General features: G+C 64.7%; 20 protein-coding genes and 1 pseudogene. 15 read left to right on the forward strand and 6 right to left on the reverse strand.

The annotated features are described in order from the left end of the window. The first annotated feature begins 3 nt into the window (after positions 1-3). Both EB231_RS05720 and EB231_RS05725 read left to right on the forward strand, forming a co-directional pair. A complete protein-coding gene (locus tag EB231_RS05720) occupies positions 4-1,374 on the forward strand; it encodes a glutamine synthetase family protein (protein WP_172352821.1) in 1,371 nt (456 codons plus the stop codon). Positions 1,375-1,376: 2 nt separating this feature from the next. Then, the gene (locus tag EB231_RS05725) at positions 1,377-2,675 is read left to right on the forward strand and encodes an NAD(P)/FAD-dependent oxidoreductase (RefSeq protein ID WP_172347973.1); all 1,299 of its coding nucleotides are present in this window, start codon (positions 1,377-1,379) and stop codon (positions 2,673-2,675) included. Between the two features lie 16 nt (positions 2,676-2,691). On the opposite strand, the gene EB231_RS05730 is transcribed toward EB231_RS05725, so the two are convergent. Then, positions 2,692-3,462 (reverse strand): IclR family transcriptional regulator domain-containing protein, encoded by a 771-nt coding sequence (locus EB231_RS05730; protein WP_172347974.1) that lies wholly within the window; start codon positions 3,460-3,462, stop codon positions 2,692-2,694. Between the two features lie 118 nt (positions 3,463-3,580). On the opposite strand from EB231_RS05730, the gene EB231_RS05735 reads away from it, so the two are divergent. From EB231_RS05735 to EB231_RS05765, 7 genes are all read left to right on the forward strand, one after another. After that, positions 3,581-4,438, forward strand: a complete 858-nt coding sequence (locus tag EB231_RS05735; RefSeq protein WP_172347975.1) for a CoA transferase subunit A — start codon at positions 3,581-3,583, stop codon at positions 4,436-4,438. Further along, entirely contained in the window at positions 4,435-5,229 is a 795-nt protein-coding gene (locus EB231_RS05740) for a CoA-transferase subunit beta (protein ID WP_172347976.1), read from the forward strand. The genes EB231_RS05735 and EB231_RS05740 overlap by 4 nt, the downstream gene beginning before the upstream one ends. A 1-nt stretch (position 5,230) precedes the next feature. Then, positions 5,231-6,436: a 3-oxoadipyl-CoA thiolase gene (pcaF, locus tag EB231_RS05745; protein ID WP_172347977.1), complete on the forward strand. Its 1,206-nt coding sequence runs from the start codon at positions 5,231-5,233 to the stop codon at positions 6,434-6,436. Between the two features lie 253 nt (positions 6,437-6,689). Then, complete coding sequence (locus EB231_RS05750; RefSeq protein WP_172347978.1) at positions 6,690-7,721, forward strand: BMP family protein; 1,032 nt, start codon at positions 6,690-6,692, stop codon at positions 7,719-7,721. 197 nt (positions 7,722-7,918) lie between these two features. Next, positions 7,919-9,409: an ABC transporter ATP-binding protein gene (locus EB231_RS05755; RefSeq protein WP_172352822.1), complete on the forward strand. Its 1,491-nt coding sequence runs from the start codon at positions 7,919-7,921 to the stop codon at positions 9,407-9,409. Further along, positions 9,409-10,464, forward strand: coding sequence for an ABC transporter permease (locus tag EB231_RS05760; RefSeq protein WP_172347979.1), 1,056 nt, complete (start codon positions 9,409-9,411; stop codon positions 10,462-10,464). The genes EB231_RS05755 and EB231_RS05760 overlap by 1 nt, the downstream gene beginning before the upstream one ends. Continuing rightward, positions 10,461-11,405 (forward strand): ABC transporter permease, encoded by a 945-nt coding sequence (locus EB231_RS05765; protein WP_172347980.1) that lies wholly within the window; start codon positions 10,461-10,463, stop codon positions 11,403-11,405. Before EB231_RS05760 ends, EB231_RS05765 begins: the two co-directional genes overlap by 4 nt. 190 nt (positions 11,406-11,595) lie before the next feature. Here the strand turns inward: EB231_RS05765 and EB231_RS05770 are convergent, their stop codons facing one another. Next, positions 11,596-12,363: an SDR family NAD(P)-dependent oxidoreductase gene (locus EB231_RS05770; RefSeq protein WP_172347981.1), complete on the reverse strand. Its 768-nt coding sequence runs from the start codon at positions 12,361-12,363 to the stop codon at positions 11,596-11,598. A gap of 292 nt (positions 12,364-12,655) precedes the next feature. Here EB231_RS05770 and EB231_RS05775 point away from each other — a divergent pair, with 292 nt between their 5' ends. Continuing rightward, positions 12,656-12,811, forward strand: a complete 156-nt coding sequence (locus EB231_RS05775) for a hypothetical protein (protein WP_172347982.1) — start codon at positions 12,656-12,658, stop codon at positions 12,809-12,811. 138 nt (positions 12,812-12,949) lie between these two features. Further along, positions 12,950-13,894: an LLM class flavin-dependent oxidoreductase gene (locus EB231_RS05780; protein WP_172347983.1), complete on the forward strand. Its 945-nt coding sequence runs from the start codon at positions 12,950-12,952 to the stop codon at positions 13,892-13,894. A gap of 6 nt (positions 13,895-13,900) precedes the next feature. Here EB231_RS05780 and EB231_RS05785 read toward each other — a convergent pair whose 3' ends face one another. Next, on the reverse strand, positions 13,901-14,581 hold the full coding sequence (locus EB231_RS05785) for a cysteine hydrolase family protein (RefSeq protein WP_172347984.1): 681 nt from the start codon (positions 14,579-14,581) through the stop codon (positions 13,901-13,903). 251 nt (positions 14,582-14,832) lie between these two features. Between EB231_RS05785 and EB231_RS35070 the strand changes: the two are divergent. The 4 genes and pseudogenes from EB231_RS35070 to EB231_RS05805 all read left to right on the forward strand — a co-directional run. Then, a pseudogene (locus EB231_RS35070) lies at positions 14,833-15,012 on the forward strand (ATP-binding cassette domain-containing protein); the annotation flags it as partial. Between the two features lie 165 nt (positions 15,013-15,177). Next, complete coding sequence (gene exbB / locus EB231_RS05795) at positions 15,178-16,074, forward strand: tonB-system energizer ExbB (protein ID WP_172347986.1); 897 nt, start codon at positions 15,178-15,180, stop codon at positions 16,072-16,074. A gap of 12 nt (positions 16,075-16,086) precedes the next feature. Further along, positions 16,087-16,551 (forward strand): TonB system transport protein ExbD, encoded by a 465-nt coding sequence (gene exbD / locus EB231_RS05800; protein WP_172347987.1) that lies wholly within the window; start codon positions 16,087-16,089, stop codon positions 16,549-16,551. Positions 16,552-16,634: 83 nt separating this feature from the next. After that, positions 16,635-17,483 carry an energy transducer TonB gene (locus tag EB231_RS05805; protein ID WP_340163202.1) on the forward strand — a complete coding sequence of 283 codons (849 nt, stop codon included), beginning with the start codon at positions 16,635-16,637 and terminating at the stop codon, positions 17,481-17,483. 62 nt (positions 17,484-17,545) lie between these two features. Here EB231_RS05805 and EB231_RS05810 read toward each other — a convergent pair whose 3' ends face one another. From EB231_RS05810 to EB231_RS05820, 3 genes are read right to left on the reverse strand one after another with little or no spacing between them, the layout of a single operon-like run. After that, on the reverse strand, positions 17,546-17,869 hold the full coding sequence (locus tag EB231_RS05810; protein ID WP_172347989.1) for a hypothetical protein: 324 nt from the start codon (positions 17,867-17,869) through the stop codon (positions 17,546-17,548). 33 nt (positions 17,870-17,902) lie between these two features. After that, positions 17,903-18,136 carry a hypothetical protein gene (locus EB231_RS05815; protein ID WP_172347990.1) on the reverse strand — a complete coding sequence of 78 codons (234 nt, stop codon included), beginning with the start codon at positions 18,134-18,136 and terminating at the stop codon, positions 17,903-17,905. A gap of 3 nt (positions 18,137-18,139) precedes the next feature. Further along, a complete protein-coding gene (locus EB231_RS05820) occupies positions 18,140-18,388 on the reverse strand; it encodes a hypothetical protein (RefSeq protein ID WP_172347991.1) in 249 nt (82 codons plus the stop codon). Position 18,389 lies beyond the last annotated feature (1 nt).

Here is an 18,389-nt window from a genome sequence, read left to right on the forward strand (position 1 = left end):
GAAATGCTCGACAAGAACACGAATACCGCGATCAACGACCCCAAGGCCTGGCTGGCCCAGCACGGCATCAACGAGGTCGAATGCCTGGTGCCCGACATGAACGGCGTGCTGCGCGGCAAGGCACTGCCGACGGCAAAATTCCTCAAGGCGCTGGAAGACCGCGCGCTCTATCTGCCAAGCAGCGCCTTCTTGGTCAGCATCGACGGCCGCTATTCCGGCTCGATCGACGAGGGTTTTGCCTATTCGGACCCGGACATGCGCATGGTGCCTGACGTTTCCACGCTCTGCTTGGCGCCCGGCGCTGGGGCGGGGAAGGCCTATGTCTTCGCCGACGCCTTCCATATGGACGGCAGGCCATGGATGGCCTCGCCGCGCCATGTGCTGCGCGCCGTGCTCGATCTCTACCGCCAGCGTGGCTGGCGGGCCGTGGTGGCGCCGGAGGTCGAGTTCTATCTGACCGCGTACAATCCCGATCCGGACAGGCCCCTGACCGCGCCGGTCGGCGCCAATGGCCGCACCGAGACCGTGCAGCATCCCTATGACATGGCGGCGCTCGAGGAGTTCGAGCCGGTGATCCGGCGCGTCTATGAGTATGCCGCGGCCGCCGGGCTGCCGCTCGACACGTTGATCCATGAATCGGGCACGGCGCAGCTGGAGATCAATCTCCTGCATGGCGACGCGCTGCCACTGGCCGACCAGGTGCTTTTGTTCAAGCGATTGACGCGCCAGGCCGCGCAGCAATGCGGCATGCATGCGACCTTCATGGCCAAGCCGATCGCCGCGCAGGCCGGCAGCTCGATGCATCTGCACATGTCCGTCGTCGACGAGGCGGGCAACGCGCTGTTTGCCGCAGCGGATGATGCCGACACCGAGATGTTCGGCCATTTCGTCGGCGGCTTGCAGAAATATATCCCTGAAATCATGCCGCTGTTCGCGCCCAATGTGAACTCGTTCCGCCGCATAAGACCCAACCACAGCGCGCCGGCCAACATCGAATGGTCGCATGACAACCGGTCCTGCGGCCTGCGCGTGCCGGCCGGAGGGCGCGCGGCGCGACGGGTGGAGAACCGCTTGCCGGGCGCCGATTCCAATCCCTATCTGGCGATCGCCGGTTCGCTGCTCGCCGGCTATCTCGGCGTCGAGCAGAAGCTGGCGCGCTCGGCCGAGGCGTCGGGCAATGCCTACAAGATCAAGAGCACGCTGCCGAAGACCATGGAGGAGGCGCTCGATCGTTTCGAGGCTTGCGATCCGGTCCGCAAACTGCTCGGCGAGGATTTCTTCCAGACCTATCTGCGCGTCAAGAGCGTCGAGCTCGACCTGTTCCAGAGCGTGGTGACGAGCTGGGAACGCGACCATCTGCTGCTGAAGGTGTGATCTTGGCATCTTCAACAGGCTTCAATTCCGGTCTCGATATCGGCAAATCCTACTATGTCGCTACCGCCAATCCGGCGCCGGACCATCCGGCGCTCGCCGGCGATGTCGAGGCCGACCTGGTGGTCGTCGGCGGCGGCTGCACCGGGCTGTCCGCCGCCTTGCATGCCGCCGAGCTCGGCCTGAAGGTGGTGCTGCTCGAAGGCGGCAAGATCGGTTGGGGGGCTTCAGGGCGCAATGGCGGCCAGATGATCCCCGGCCTGCGCAAGGGCGCCAAGGGTCTGGTCAAGCTCTACGGTCCCGAGCGGGCGAAGGTGCTGTTCGACCTCGCCTTCGAGGCGCGCGGCCTGGTGCTCGACATCATCAAGCGCCATGCCATCGATTGCGATCTGAGGCTGACCGGCCATCTGGTCGGCGCGGTCAACGGTTCCGACCTCAAGGATCTGGAAGAAGAGGCCAAATGCCTCGAGAGCGTGATGAAATTTCGCGACGTCGAGATCCTGTCGGCGACGGCCGCACGCGCCAAGGTCGACACGCCCTATCACGGTGCCATGTATGAGCCGCTTGGCGGCCATATGCACCCGCTGAACTACACGCTCGGCCTTGCCCGCGCGGCCGTGGCCGCCGGCGTCGTCATCCATGAGAATTCGGTGGCGGTGAAGCTGGAGCGTGAGCCTTCCATCCGCGTCTCGACGTCAAAGGGTTCGGTCCGGGCCAAACATGTCGTGCTGGCGGGTGATGCTCTGCTGCACGGGCTGGAGCCGCGCGTCAACAGCCGCATCATGCCGGTCGGCAACTACATCGTCGCCACCGAGCCGCTGGAGGGCAAGCGCAATGTCATCCCGGCCAATGTCGCGGTGTCCGATACACGCTTCGTCGTCAATTACTACCGCATGTCGGCGGATGGCCGCCTGCTTTTCGGCGGCGGCGAGCGCTACACGCCGTCGCCGCCGGCCGACATTGCCGGCTTCGTGCGGCCGCATATGGAAGGCACGTTTCCGCAGCTTAGGGGCTGCCGCATCGATCATGCCTGGGGCGGCCTGGTTTCGGTGACGACGTCGCGGCTGCCGCATGTCGGGCACTATGGCGAGGTCTATTTCGCGCATGGCTATTCCGGCAAGGGCGTCATCCTGTCGACACTGTCGGGCAAGCTGCTCGCCGAAGCGATCACCGGCGATGCCTCACGGCTGGATTTGTTCTCGACGCTCACGCCCATGCCGTTCCCCGGCGGCACGGCGCTGCGTGGGCCGCTCTATGTACTGGGCATGCTATGGTACGCGATGCGGGACCGGATCAAGCATTGAGGTCGCCAGACGCGATCTAGACGACAAAGAAATCCTCGATGCGCTCTCTGGCTCCAAGCAGCGCCGGCAGGATTTCCCGCTCCATCTCGGCGACGGTGAACCGCGCCGACTGGGTCGAGACATTGATCGCCGCGACCGTGCGTTTCGCCCGGTCGCGGATCGGCACGGCAATGGAGCGCAGGCCGAGCTCCAGCTCCTCGTCGACGATGGCGAAGCCGTCCGCCTTCGCCTTGCCAATGGCGCCGGCCACCGCACGCTTATCGGTGATGGTCTTTGGCGTTCGCCTCTCGATGGTTGCCTGGCCGAGAAATGTGTCCAATTCCCCTGATGCCAGGCCGGCAAGCAGGATCCGCCCCATCGATGTGCAATAGGCCGGCAGCCTCGTGCCGACATCGAGCGAGACGCTGAGGATACGGCGGCCGGGAATGCGGGCGACATAGACGACATCCTCGCCCGACAGGATCGCGGCCGAGCAAGCCTCGTTCAGTTGTGCCGCCACGGCCCGCATGATGGGGGCGGCAAAGCTCCACAGGGAGGCACCGCCGAGCCAGGTGCGGGCGACCGTCAGCAGGCGGGGCGACAGCGAAAACACGCGGCCGGCCTGTGTGGCATAGCCTGTGGCAACCAAGGTCAGCAGGAAGCGGCGGGCGCCAGCGCGGGTCAGGCCCGCCTCCTCGGCCATTTCGGTCAGCGTCATGCCCGCCGGATGCCGGGCCAGGATTTCCATGACGGCAAGGCCGCGTTCGAGCGAGCCGACATGATCGCGGGAAGGGGGCTCTTCGTTCATCTCGCCTCCGCGCAAGGGTGCTGTCGCCAGGATTGACTCCGTGCCCTTAATCGGACTAGAAGTATCGCATATAAAACATATGTTCGCAATACGAACTTTTTGGATTGGAGCCCTGGCGATGGTCAAGTTCCTGCCGCTCAAGCAGGCCGTTGCGGAGAATTTGAACAATGGCGATACCGTCGCCTTCGAGGGCTTCACCCATCTGATCCCGACAGCCGCCGCGCATGAGGCGATCCGCCAGGGATTTCGCGACCTGACCCTGATCCGCATGACGCCAGACCTGATCTACGACCAGATGATCGGCATGGGCATGGCGAAGAAGATCGTCTTCTCCTATGTCGGCAATCCCGGCGTCGGCCTTCTGCGGCGTGCGCGTGACGCCATCGAGAACGGTTTTCCCCGGTCGATCGAGGTCGAGGAGCACAGCCATGCCGGCATGGCCAATGCCTATGAGGCGGGAGCGGCCGGCCTGCCCTGCGCGGTGTTCCGTGGCTATCGCGGCGCAGGCCTCGCGGCGGTCAACCCGAACATAAAGTCGGTCACTTGTCCGTTCACCGGCGAGGTTCTGGCGGCGGTGCCTTCGATCCGTCCCGACGTCACCTTCATCCATGCGCAGAAGGCCGACAAGAAAGGCAATGTGCTGGTCGAAGGCATTATCGGCATCCAGAAGGAAGCGGTGCTGGCGGCCAAACGCGCCGTGGTGACCGTGGAGGAAGTGGCCGACAATTTCGACGATCTCCATCCCAATTTGACGGTGCTGCCGCGCTGGACGATCGCGGCGATCTCCGTCGTGCCCGGCGGATCGCACCCGTCCTACGCGCATGGCTATTACGCGCGCGACAACGCCGCCTATCTGGAGTGGGACGAGATCGCCGCCGACCGTGAGAAATTCCAGGCCTGGATGCAGGCAAACGTCATCGAGAAGAGCGCCGGCGACTTCGCCGGACGTGTCGAGCATCTGAGGAAAGCGGCATGAGCGGGACAGGCTTCACCCCCAACGAGATGATGACCATTGCCGCCAGCCGCGCGTTGAAGAACGACGATGTCTGCTTCGTCGGCATCGGTGCGCCGTCCGCCGCCTGCAATGTGGCGCGACTGACGCATGCGCCCGACATCACGCTGATCTATGAGAGCGGCACGATCGGTACCGCGCCTGATGTGCTGCCGTTGTCGATCGGCGATGGCGAATTGTGCGAAACCGCTGTCACCACCGTCGCGGTGCCGGAAATGTTCCGCTACTGGCTGCAGGGCGGCCGCATCTCGATCGGTTTCCTCGGTGCGGCGCAGCTCGACAAGTTCGGCAACATCAACACCACGGTCATCGGCGATTATTTCCATCCCAAGACCAGGCTGCCCGGCGGTGGCGGCGCGCCAGAGATCGCGACCTCATCGAAGGAAATCTACATCACCATGGCGCAGACCAAGCGCGGCATGGTCGAAAAGATCGACTTCTTCACGTCCTTCGGCCATGGCGAGGGCGGCGACCATCGCAAGCGGCTGGGCATCGACACATCAGGCCCGACCTTGCTGATCACCGATCTCGCCATCTGGAAGCCGGACCCGGTGACCAAGGAATTCACCGTCGTGTCGTTGCATCCGGGCGTCACCCGCCAGCAGGTGCAGGAAAGCTGTGGCTGGGTCGTTAAGTTCGCCGAGGCGCTTGACGAAACACCGGCGCCAAGCGAACTCGAACTCAATACATTGCGCGACCTGCAGGCCCGCACCAGGGCGGCGCATGAGGGAACCGGAAAAGCAAAGGCTGCATAACATGGCCGAGGCCTATATCTGCGACTACATCCGCACGCCGATCGGCCGCTTCGGCGGGTCGCTGTCTTCCGTGCGTGCCGACGACCTCGGCGCCGTCCCGCTGAAGGCGCTGGTCGAGCGCCATTCCGGCATCGACTGGCAGGCGGTCGACGACATTGTCTATGGCTGCGCCAACCAGGCCGGCGAGGACAACCGCAACGTCGCGCGCATGGCGCTGCTGCTGGCAGGCCTGCCGAAGGAGATCCCGGGTTCGACCGTCAACCGGCTGTGCGGGTCGGGCATGGACGCGCTGACCATCGCCGCCCGCGCCATCAAGGCCGGGGAGGCCGAACTGATGATCGCCGGCGGCGTGGAATCGATGAGCCGGGCGCCCTTCGTCATGCCCAAGGCCGACACGGCCTTTTCGCGCAATGCCGAGATTTACGACACCACCATCGGCTGGCGCTTCGTCAATCCGCTGATGAAAAAGCAGTACGGGGTCGATTCGATGCCCGAAACCGGCGAGAACGTCGCCGAGGATTTTGCCGTTTCGCGCGCGGACCAGGACGCCTTTGCCGTGCGCAGCCAGGACAAGGCCGTCGCCGCGCAGGCCAATGGAAGGCTGGCCAAGGAGATCACGCCGGTGACGATCCCGCAGCGCAAGGGCGATGCCGTCGTCGTCTCGAAGGACGAGCATCCCCGTGCCGGCACCACGGTCGAGACATTGGCCAAGTTGCCGACGCCGTTCCGTCAGGGCGGCACGGTGACGGCCGGCAATGCCTCCGGAGTCAATGATGGGGCGGCTGCACTGATCGTTGCCTCGGAAGCAGCAGCGCACAAATACGGCCTGACGCCGATCGCCCGCATCCTCGGCGGGGCCGCGGCCGGCGTTGCGCCGCGTATTATGGGCATCGGCCCGGCACCGGCGACGCAGAAACTGTGCGCGCGGCTCGGCCTGACGCCGCAACAATTCGATGTCATCGAGCTCAACGAAGCCTTTGCCTCGCAAGGCATCGCCGTGTTGCGCCAGCTCGGCATTGCCGAGGATGCGCCGCACGTCAATCCGAATGGCGGCGCCATCGCGCTTGGCCATCCCCTGGGCATGTCGGGCGCACGCATCTCCGGCACGGCGGCGCTGGAGCTGCGCGAACGCGGCGGCCACTACGCCCTGGCCACCATGTGCATCGGTGTCGGCCAGGGCATCGCCATCGCGCTCGAAAGGGTCTGATCGCGCGATCCCTTGGCTTGCCGAAATCATGGTCCGATTCGGCGCGTCGCCAAATTTGACCATGTGGACAAAAGCCCAGGCTCGTTCCATAGTTCCCCGCGCATGACCCCGAAAATCGAAATCGATTTTCGGAAAGGATCATGCGCAGAACTAAGAGCTACAGCGTCCTCTGCGCGTCCGAGGGACGCGCGGCGCTGTAGGCTGATTTTTAGAACAGCCGGCTCGACACGGCTGTCGAACAGAGGGGACTGCAATGGAAAACCGGAAGACCAAATTCCAATCGACACGCGAAGGGATTTCGCGACGCAACGTGCTGGAGCTCGGCGCGCTTGGCCTGGCAGCGGCGATGCTGCCGGGCGTCGCCTTCGCCAAGGACAAGAAGCTGAAGGTGGCGGCGATCTTCGCCACGCCGATCGAGGAGCCTTGGGACAACCAGATCCATGTCGCCCTGCAGAAGGCCGAGAAGGAACTCGGCATCGAATACAAGTGGTCCGAGAAGGTGCAGACCGCCGATTTCAGCCGCGTCATGCGCGAATATGCGCAAGGCGGCTACCAGCTGGTGCTGGGCGATGCCTTCGCCGCCGAGCGTGAATCGCGCCGCACCGCCAAGCAGTTCCCGAAAACCGCCTGGCTGTTCGGTTCGGGTGCCGGCCCCGCCGAACCCAATTTCGGCGTCTTCGACAACTGGATTCATGAGCCGGCCTATCTCTCGGGCATGATCGCCGGCAAGATGTCGAAATCGGGCACGGTCGGCGCCGTGGCGGCGATGGGCATTCCGGAAGTGAACCGGCTGGTCAACGCCTTCTTTGCCGGTGCCAAGGAGGTCAACCCGAACGTCAAGAAGAAGGTCGCCTTCATCGGTTCCTTCTTCGATCCGCCAAAGGCCAAGGAGGCCGCGGTGGCGCAGATCGATGCCGGCGTCGACGTTATCTATGCCGAGCGCTTCGGTGTCATCGAGGCGGCGGTCGAGAAGAAAATCCTCGCCATCTCCAACATGTCGGACCAGTCCAGCCTCGGCCCCGATACGGTCATCACCGGCCCGGTCTGGGACATGTACCCGACGGTCGAGCAGGCGATCAAACTGGTCAAGGCCGGCGTCTACACCGCGCAGGACTATGGCGATTTCTCGCGCATGGCCAAGGGCGGTTCCTATCTCGCCCCCTACCACAAGTTCGACAAGACGCTGCCTGCGGACGTCAAGGACCTGGTCGAGAAGAAGAAGGCCGAGATTCTGGAAGGCAATTTCCGGGTGGATGTGGACGAGAACACGCCGGTTTCGGATTGACTTCCTTACCCTCCCCCTTGTTGGGAGGGTCGATCCGCGAAGCGGATCGGGATGGGGGTCAGCGCCGCACCCCACCCCGTCTCACGCTCTTCGCTTCGCTGCGATCGTAAGCCGACCCTCCCCACAAGGGGGAGGGTGAAGAGCCGAGCCAACGCCATCAGGATTTCGCTTTGCCGACGCCCGCCCCACTCATCGAAATGCGCGGCATCACCAAGAGGTTCGGCGCCGTCAAGGCGAACGAGGCTGTCGACCTCAGCGTCGCGCCGGGCGAGATCCTCGGCCTGCTGGGCGAGAACGGCGCCGGCAAGACGACGCTGATGAACGTGCTGTTCGGCGCCTACGCGCCGGACGCCGGCGAAATCCTGATCCAGGGCCAGCCAGTGAGGATCACCAGTTCGGCTGACGCACTGGCCGCCGGCATCGGCATGGTGCACCAGCATTTTCATCTGGCGCCACGGCTGACGGTGCTGGAAAACCTGCTCATCGGTATCCCGGGCAAATCGGGGCGGATCGATCGCGTCGGCGGGCTGGCGCGGCTGGCTGAAATCAGCCGCCAGCACGGGCTGACGCTTGATCCCGATCTGCCGGTTTCGGCGCTCTCGGTCGGCGAACAGCAGCGGCTGGAGATCGTCAAGGCGCTGTTTCGCGGCGCCAAGCTCTTGATCCTCGACGAGCCGACGGCGGTGCTCGCGCCAAGCGAGGTCGACGGACTGTTTTCAGCGCTGCGCTCGATGGCGGCACAGGGCCTCGGCATCATCTTCATCTCGCACAAGCTCAACGAGGTAAGGGCACTGACACATCGCTGCACGGTGCTGCGGCTTGGCCGCGTCGCCGGCCGCGTTGATGATCCCGCCAACACCACGTCGGCGGCGATGGCAGAGCTGATGTGCGGTCACGAAATCGTGCCGCCGGCAAGGGGCGCGTCGACGCCCGGTGCCGATGTGCTGACGCTCGACGGCATTTCCACCTCGCGTCATTCCGGCACCGTGCTGCGCGATGTGTCGCTTGCCGTTCGCGCCGGCGAAATCCTCGGCATCGCCGGCGTGTCGGGCAATGGTCAGCGGGCGCTGGCAGAGGTGATCTCCGGCGTGCGCGTGCCCGACGCCGGCCGGATGACGATCGCCGGCCAGAAGGTGTCGCGGTTCTCGCCGCGCGAGGTGCAGGCGCTTGGCCTCGGCCGCATCCCGGAAGACCGCATGACGACCGGCCTGGTCACCAATCTGCCGCTCGCCGATTCCATGGTGCTGCCGCGCATCGGCACCGCCGCGTTTTCAGCCAAGGGCCTGCTCAAGCCGGACGCGATCTGCGCCTTCGCCGAAGCGCAGATCAAGGCCTATGATATCAGATGCCCCGGGCCGATGACCCGGGCCGGGGCGCTGTCCGGCGGCAATCTGCAAAAGGCGCTCTTGGCGCGCGAGCTCGCCTTCGATCCGAAGGTGCTGATCGTTTCCCAGCCGACGCGCGGCCTCGACATCGGCGCCGCCCGCTTCATCCACGAAAAATTCCTCGACATGCGGACCAAGGGCTGCGGCATCATCGTCATCGGCGAGGATCTCGAAGAGCTGCTCGTGCTCTGCGACCGCATCGCGGTGATGTATGAAGGCCGCATCGTCGGCACGCTCGACAGCGCCGATGCGACGATCGCGCGGCTCGGCCTGATGATGACCGGGGCGGAGGGCCACGGCTGATGTTTCGCCTGGAAGTCCGCACCTCCACGCCCGCCTGGTTCAATCTGGCGCTGCCGCTGCTGGCGATCGGCGCCACGCTTGTCCTGTGCAGCGGCCTCATCGCGCTTGCCGGCGCCGGCGTGCTCGAATCCTACGGCGTGATGTTCACGGCTTCGCTCGGCGACAGCTATGCGATCACCGAAACGCTGGTGCGCGCCGCACCGATGATCTTCACCGGGCTGGCGGTCGCCGTCGCCTTCCGCGCCAAATTCTGGAACATCGGTGCTGAAGGGCAATTGCTGGCCGGCGCGGTCGCCAGCTGCTTCGTCGGCGCGATCCCGATGCCGGGGCCGCTCGCCATGCTGCTGATGGCCATCGCCGGAGCCGCCGCCGGAGCGGCCGTCGCCCTTGTTCCCGCCACGCTGCGGGTCAAGTTCAAGGTTGACGATGTGGTCAGCTCGCTGCTGCTCAATTCGGTCATCTACTATGCCCTGATGGCGCTGATCGAAGGGCCGTGGAAGGATAGCTTCAGCGGCTATCCGATCTCGCCGCCGATCGAGGATTCGGCCAACTTTCCGGTGCTGATCGAAGGCACACGCCTGCATCTCGGCGTCGTGGCGGCGCTGATCGCCGCACCTTTAATCTGGTTCCTCATCGCGCGCACGACGCTTGGTTTCAGGATCAGGGTCACCGGCGAAAATCCGGAAGCCGCACGCTATGGCGGCATCCACGTCGAACGCGTGCTGCTGTCGACCGCGCTGCTGTCCGGTGCGCTGGCCGGGCTTGCCGGCGTCGGCGAAGTCGGCGGCGTGCATTTCCAGGTGATGAGCGACATCTCACCGGGCTACGGCTATTCCGGCATCGTCGTCGCCATGCTGGCGCGGCTCAACCCGCTGGGCGTGGTGCCGGCGGCGATCTTCCTGGCCGCGGTGATGACCGGCGCCGAGGCGATGTCGCGGGCAACCGGCGTGCCGGCCTTCCTCAGCGACGTCATCCAGGGGACAGCGCTGCTCGCCATGCTGGTGGCGCTGCTGTTCACCGCCTATCGCATCCGCCGCGTGGGAACAGCCTCATGAGCGCGGTGTTCGAACAGATCTTCCAGGTCGGCTTCCTGGCCGCCATCATCCGCATCGCCACGCCGCTGGCCTTTGCCACGCTGGGCGAGATGTTTTCCGAGCGGGCCGGCGTGCTCAATCTCGGCATCGAAGGCATCATGCTGCTCTGCGCGATGACGGGCTTCACCGCCACCAGCCTGAGCGGCAGCCTGTGGCTGGGCGTGCTTGCGGCGGTGCTGACCGGCATGCTGATGGGCGCGCTGCATGCGCTGTTCACGGTGGCGCTTGGCCTGAGCCAGCATGTCTGCGGCATTGGCGTGACGCTGTTCTCATCGGGCCTCGCCTATTTCCTCTACCGGCTGATCTTCGGCCAGCAATCGGTGCCGCCAAGCATCAAGGGTTTCCAGACATTGCCGATCCCTGTTCTCTCCGACATTCCGGTGCTCGGACCGGCGGTGTTCAACCAGTTCGCGCTGGTCTACATGGCGATCATTGCCATACCGCTTGCCGCCTTCGTGCTCTATCGCACGCCCTGGGGCCTGTCGGTGCGCATGGTCGGCGAGAACCCGCGCGCGGCCGATTCGGCCGGCGTCAGCGTCATTGCGACGCGTTTCCAGGCCGTCATCATCGGCGGTGCGCTGATGGGGCTGGCGGGCGCCTTCCTGTCGATGGCGCAGTTCAACGCCTTCACCTTCGGCGTCGTCTCCGGGCGTGGCTGGGTGGCGATCGCGCTGGTCGTGTTCGGCCGCTGGGACCCGTGGCGCTCAGCGGGTGCCGCGCTGCTGTTCGCCTTCGTCGATGCGCTGCAGCTGCGCATGCAGGCGAGCGGGCTCGGGCACATCCCCTACGAGGCGTTCCTGATGCTTCCCTTCATCTTCACCATCGTCGCGATGGCCTTCATGTCGCGCAACGCGGTGGCGCCGTCGGCGCTGCTCAAGCCGTTTCGAAGGGAAGAGCGGTAGCAAGCAGGACTTTGGTGCCCTTTCCTCCCTCCGGAGGGGGGAGGTGGCGCTGCGAAGCAGCGACGGAGTGGGGGAACCACCTGGCAACCGTCGCGAAGGATACTGAAAAAGCATCAAGGCGCGAGAATTTCCTGCACCGCGCCAAGGGTTGCCCCCAACTCCGTTGAGCTGCGCTTGTCCCTGAGAAGCCTCACATCGCGGTAAAACCGTTGTCGACGAACAGATGCGCGCCGTTGACGAAGCTGGCCTCGTCACTGGCGAGATACAGCGCTGCCTTCGCCACTTCCTCAGGCTCGCCGATGCGGCCCTGCTGCGCGGCGAGTGCCGCATCGGAAACGTCGACGCCAAGCTTGCCGAGGTCGGCGACCTCGCGCAGGCCGTGCGGCGTCCTGATGAAGCCAGGGCAGACGGCGTTGCAGCGGATGTTGCGGTCACGGAACTCGACGGCAATGGCGCGGGCGAACATGTGGCAGGCGCCCTTGGTGGTGTCGTAGAGCACCTCCATCGGCGTCGCCGCCACCGCCGAGATCGACGAGGTGCAGACGATCGAGCCGCCGCCCGCAGCGATCATGCCGGGCAGCACGGCGCGGGTCATCAGGAACATGGAGCGGACATTGACGGCATGCAGCCAGTCCCATTCCTGCACGGTCGTCTCCAGGAACGGCTTTATCACGATGGTGCCGGCATGGTTGAACAGCACCGTGACCGGCCCGAGTTTCTCCGTCGCGCCCTTCACCGCCGCTTCGACCTGGGCTTCGTCGGATACGTCGGCGACAAAATGCTCGGCTATGTGTCCGCGAGCACGAATCGTCGCCGCCGTTGCCGCGGCCGCCTCGCCATTGCGGTCGATGATCGCCACCTTGGCGCCTTCCGCCGCGAACAGCTCCGAGGCTGCCCCACCCATTCCCGTCGCCCCGCCCGAGATGATGGCGACCTTGCCGGCCAGTCTTGTGCCCATTGTCTACTCCCCTGTTCGACCCATTTTGCGCTTGCCTGTTGAGTGATGCTACCGCGCCCGCATCGGTCGGCCAATGGACGAATTGGGTGCAGCGGAAACAAGGACATAGTTCCATTCGAGCGTGCCTGGGAGCAATTGCAATGGCCGCCAATCGATCGCATGACAGGTTGATCCCAGAAATTCATAACCAACCTACGGCCTGAAATGAGAAAATTATTCTGCCTAAGGCATAAAAATAGCAATCGACAAAGTCTACAAGTTTTATAGATTAACGGGCGAGACGGAGGTCGATATGTCCTATATCCAGAACGCTCAGACTGACGGCAGCGGCCAGAGGCTGGCCAATGCCCAGACCTTTCGCCCGGCCTATGCCGGAGCTTTCGCCTATCTCGTCTTTGCCCTTGCGTTCGTGTTCACCGGGGCCGTCGTTCTGGGCCTCATTCCCTAAGGCGTCGGACCGACAGGGGTTAGTTTCCCCACTGTCTTCAGGCAATCGGAGTTGAATGAACCGGATCCCGGTGCGTTTGCGCGCGGCCGTGGTTCGCATTTCACAGCATCCATGATTCCAGCGATGGAGGAGATGACAATGCCGATCGAATTCACCCATGTCCCCGGCAAGCCCGCTGACGCCGCCGTTCCCTTCTTCTACGATTTCGCCGAGACCGCGACCAAGCTCGGGCTGATCGAGGATAGCGGTTTCCAGAAGATCGTCGTCGATGATCCGGCCGGACTGCTGACCAATATGGATCTTGGTGCCCAGGTGCTCAATCGCACCGCGTCGCTGGAAGTGGTGCTGACCCATTGGGCCGGCGTGATCGAACCGACGGTGGCGGCCCGCCAACTGGCATCGATCGACAGGGAGAGCGGCGGACGGCTGGCGCTTCGGATGATCAGCGAGCCGTTGAACGACGATGACGCCGAGACGCGGCCGGTCGGACATGGCGTGATCTGGCAGCGCATCGACGAATATCTGGTGCTCTTGAAGCGGCTGTGGTCGAACGACCGGCCCTTCGACCATGAAGGCGCCTTCTACAGCATCAAGGGCGGCTATATCGAGCGCAAGGGGCCGCATGGCGCCGACCTTGTCATCCGCATGGGCGGGCAATCGGGAACGGCACTGAAGGTGGCCGGGCGACATGCCGATGTCTTCGAACTGGCGCCGGGCTCGATTGATGAGGTCCGGCAGTTGATGGAGCGGGTGCGCGGTGCCGCCGCCGAACACGGCCGGGCCGGCAAGCTGCGCTTCGCGCTTCCGGTCAGGATCCACCAAGGCGCTTTCACCGCCGGCTACAAGGCGGTCGACCTGTCCGGCCCGCCTGCTCAAGCCGCCCTGTCGCTGCTTGCCTATGCCGGGCTCGGGATCGACGAATTCATGATCGTTGGCGTCGACACGCCGCGTGAGATCGCGACGGTTGGCAGGGAGACCATCGCCTTGCTGCGCAATTCCCTGGCGCGCCGCGAAGAACATGATGCTTTCCAGCCGGGGGCCTATGCGCCACGCGCAGGGCTGGAGACGCGGGCTGCCGGCTGAAGCCGATCATGTTGCGGCCCGCCTGTCGCCAAGCCGCGACAGGCCCTCGATGACGGCGGCTGAATCGGCCAACACCCCGAAGACGCCGTCCTCGACCGTCACCATGTGAAGCGCTGCCTCATGGGCTTGCCTGTCGCCGCTGGCGCAGGCGTCCGGGATCGTCAGGCACTGAAAATTGCGGTCGCAGGCTTCGCGCAGCGTGGTGTGGACGCAGACATCGGTCGTGCATCCGGAAAACATCAGATGCGTGATGCCCTGCGCGCGCAGCACAAGTTCGAAATCCGTATAGGTGAAGGCGCTGTTGCAGGTCTTGTCGACGATGATGTCATCAGGCGCGACATCGATCTCCGGAACGATCTGGAATCCCGCGCCCGAGCGCAGCAGGATGTCGGTTCCGTCGAGACCGGAGCGCTTGCGGCGCCATTTCTCGTAGGGCGTCATGTCGGCCATATCAGCCCGATAACCCTGCCTGGTGTGGATGACCCTGACGCCGGCTTTGCGCGCGGCCGATATCAGCCGATTCACGGCCGGCAGGATCGCCCGCAGCGGCGAGGGGTCATATCCCTGCTTGGCGAAATAGCCCGTCGTCGACAGGAAATCCCGCTGCAGGTCGATGACGACAAGCGCTGTGTTTTCGGCCACCAGCCTGCCGTCATAAGGGAAGTCGAAGGGCGTTGCCTTGATCATCCGAAGGTGCCTCCTTACCGATCGTGAGAGCCATCCTGACTGGCGAAGTTCAAGTCGTCCACTCAGCTCGCCGCTCTGACGCGAAGTGGCAGGATGTTGGGGCGGTCATGCTGCCGCTGGGTATGTATCGCTGCCACGACCTGTTGCAGTCATCTTAAATGTTGACTAGTAAGGTCATGTTTCATAGTCAACCGGACGTTGGACTGCCGAGGCCAGAAATTGGAAATGCGGGTGGCCGCACTGGAGACACCATGACCGTGGCTGGAGCTGAGACCGCCTTTCATATCGACGCGGTGCGGTTTGCCGTCGGCGAGCGGACGCTGCTCGGCCCTGTCTCGCTCGAACTGCAACGCTCGCGCGTCCACGGGCTGATCGGTCACAACGGTTCGGGCAAGTCGACGCTGATCAAGCTGCTGGCGCGCTGCACGCCAGGCGAAATCACGCGGGGCGATGTGCTGAGAGGCATTTTCCGCGTGGAGATGGGCGTGTTCGCGCACCCGGTCACCGGACAACCCGCCGGCTATGTGCAGTGACGAGATTTGATGCGGTGGCGCAATAGGAAGCGGCTGGTCGCTGCGAGAACAAGGAAGAAGCTTTTGTCTAGAACGCGTTTGTTGGCGGCGTTGGTCGCATCGGTGATCCTGGCAGGCGGCGGCGCCGTGGCCCAGGAGCAACCGGCCGGTACTGCTCCCGCGGCTGCCTCTCCCGCCGCACCCGCGCAGCAAGTTGGCCAGCCGGCTACGTCGGCGCCTGCCGGGGCCGCGCCAACGGGGGCCATGGAGCTGAACCTGCCGCACGATTTGTCGCCATGGGGCATGTTCATGGCCGCCGACATCATCGTGAAGGCGGTGATGATCGGGCTGGCCTTCGCCTCGCTCGTCACCTGGACGATATGGCTGGCCAAATCGCTGGAGATTTTCGGTGGCAAGCTGCGCATCCGCCGGGCAGTTCGAGCGATCGGCGATGCCGCGACGCTGAAGCAAGCCAGCCGCGCGCTCGACCGCAGCGGCGGCCCCGGCGCGCTTCTGGTCAAGGCGGCGGAAGAAGAGACCGCGCTTTCGGCCGGGGCGCTCGACCATGTCGGCGGCGACGGATTGAAGGAACGCGTCACCTCGCGCCTGTCGCGCATCGAGGCGGCGGCGTCGCGGCGCATGTCGCGCGGCACCGGTGTGCTGGCGACGATCGGCTCCACCGCGCCGTTCGTCGGCCTGTTCGGCACCGTCTGGGGCATCATGAATGCCTTCATCGGCATCTCGCAGGCGCAGACCACCAATCTCGCCGTGGTCGCGCCGGGCATCGCCGAAGCGCTGCTGGCCACCGCGATGGGTCTCGTCGCGGCGATTCCGGCGGTGGTGATATACAACGTCTTCGCCCGCTCGATAGCCGGCTACCGGCAGATCCTCGCCGACGCCTCGGCGGGCGTCGAACGGCTGGTCAGCCGCGACCTGGATTTCCGTGCTGTCTCGCCGGCGACAGCCCTGGCGGCGGCGTAGCGGGGCGACGCCATGGGAAGCAGAATCCGACAGACCATGGACGTTGATCTCGAGGAGAACCACGAGATCAACGTCACGCCCTTCATCGATGTCATCCTGGTGCTGCTGATCATCTTCATGGTCGCCGCGCCGCTGGCGACGGTGGACGTCAATGTCGACCTGCCGGGGTCGACGGCGACGCCCGCGCCCCGGCCCGAAACGCCGCTGTTCCTGACCTTGAAGGACGATCTCACGCTGGCGATCGGCAATGACACCGTGCCGCGCCCGGCCTTCGCGGCCACGCTGGACAGCAGGACCAAGGGCGACAAGCAGACGCGCATCTTCCTGCGCGCCGACAAGGCGGTCGCCTATGGCGACCTGATGGAGGCCATGAACCTGCTGCGCGGCGCCGGCTATCTGAAGATCGCGCTGGTCGGCCTGGAGACGGCGACCGCTGCTGCACCGGTAACGGTTCCAGCGGGAACGTCCGTGCCATGACGCAAACGGCCGATTCCCCCACGGTTGAGCTTTCGCGCTTCGGATGGCGCGATCTTGGCCTGTGGGCGGGAGCGGGGGCGCTGGTGCTTGGCGCCCATGTCGCGGTCGCCTATGCGGTGCAAAGCTTCAACCCCATCGAGACGGATGGCGGGCCTCCGCCGGCCCCGGTGATCGAGATGGCGCCGATGGTGGTCACGCCGGCAGTGCCGGAACAGGCCGCAATGCTGGACGCCGTGGTGCCCGATCAGAGCGAGCCGACGCCGACCACTGAACCGACGCCCAACGAGCAGATTGACAAGACGGACCCGGTTGTCGAGCAGCCGGACACCACGCCACCCGACGAAACCGAACCCACCCAGGCCGAGACGGCTGAACAGGTCGACCAGCAACAGCCGGACGAGATCATTCCGGATGTTGCCGAGGCCATCGCCCCGGACGTGGTTGTTCCGCTGCCGCAGGCAAAACCGGTCGAGGCGCCCAAGGACAAGAAGCCGGTCCAGGCCAAGACGAAGAAGCCCGTCGACAAGCGGAAGTTGAAGCCAAAGAAGGAGAAGGCCGCGCCACCAAAGACAACAGCCGTAACTAGCGCTGATGCCAAGGCGGCGGCCAAAACGGCAGCGCCGAAGTCGGCTGGAGCGGTTTCGCGATCAGGCGATTCCAAGAGATGGAATTCGCAGTTGACGGCGTGGATCAATAGGCACAAGCGCTATCCGAGCGCGGCGAGGGCCCGTCGCGCAACGGGTACGGTGAGCGTAGCCTTCGCGGTAGATCCTTCTGGGCAAGTAACCTCGGTTCGCATTGCCGGCTCCTCCGGGGACCCCGATCTCGATAGAGCTACGCTCGATATGTTGCGGGGCGCCAAAGTGCCCCCGCCGCCGGAAGGGGTCAGTTCTCTGGTCAGAGTCCCTCTGCAGTATAATTTGCGCGATTAAGCGCGGGCCATGGCACAGTCACAACTGGCCATGGCCCGACGATGCGGGGTCGGCCGTTTTGGCTACTGGCAGCTCATCGACTGGCAGAGCGCTTCGACCTGCTCCAGGTAGAAGCGGCATTTCGTGCGCAGGAGCCGGAGGTTCGGATCGTCGGCGCCGTTGATCTCGATGGTTTGCATCATGAAATCGAAATGGATGTGAAAGGCGTCCGCCGCGCCCCAGAGGCTGTCGGCCTGCCAGGTGTCGGCCATCGCCATCGAGATCAGTTGCCGGGCCTCGGCGCGCGCGGCATCCGGTGATGCCGGTCGACTGGCGATCAGGACATGGAGCCGGCCGAAGACGCTTTCCCTGGCGTCGGCGCTCCTGATGGGTGCGATCATGTTCATTGGCGGGCGCCCCTCGATTCTCTAGGCATGATGTCAATTCTGCGGGCTGCGGGCGATCAAGGCGGGGATCGCGGCGGTATCGGACGGCCGACCCCTGATGATCTTGGCAAGCTCCGCGTCGGCCTGCTCGAACCAGTAGACCATGTCGGGACGCTCAAGGCCGCCAGCTGCCTTCTTCAGGAGCGGCAGCAGGGTTTGCAGCGCACACAGTGTCTCCCACCGGTTCGGCTGAGAGCCCACCGGCGAGCACAGGGTTGACGGTTGCATCCCCTACGCTCTCCGTGGCTGAGCGTGTTCCTTTACATTCGGCCTGGAATGCATCGGGTTGCCGCTGAGCTGCGCATGCCTTGCCGGCCGCGCGCCGCGCAGGACGTCGAAGGCTTCGGCATAGGCCATGCCCAGCAGATAGGAGATCATGGGAAAACGGCTTGCTTCGGCCATCTGCACCAGCTCGTTGGTCATCGACGCGATATATTGAAGGCTATCGATCTCTGACTGCCGTAGGGAATGATTTGCCACG

This window comes from Mesorhizobium sp. NZP2298 (genome assembly GCF_013170825.1).
Lineage (GTDB): Bacteria > Pseudomonadota > Alphaproteobacteria > Rhizobiales > Rhizobiaceae > Mesorhizobium.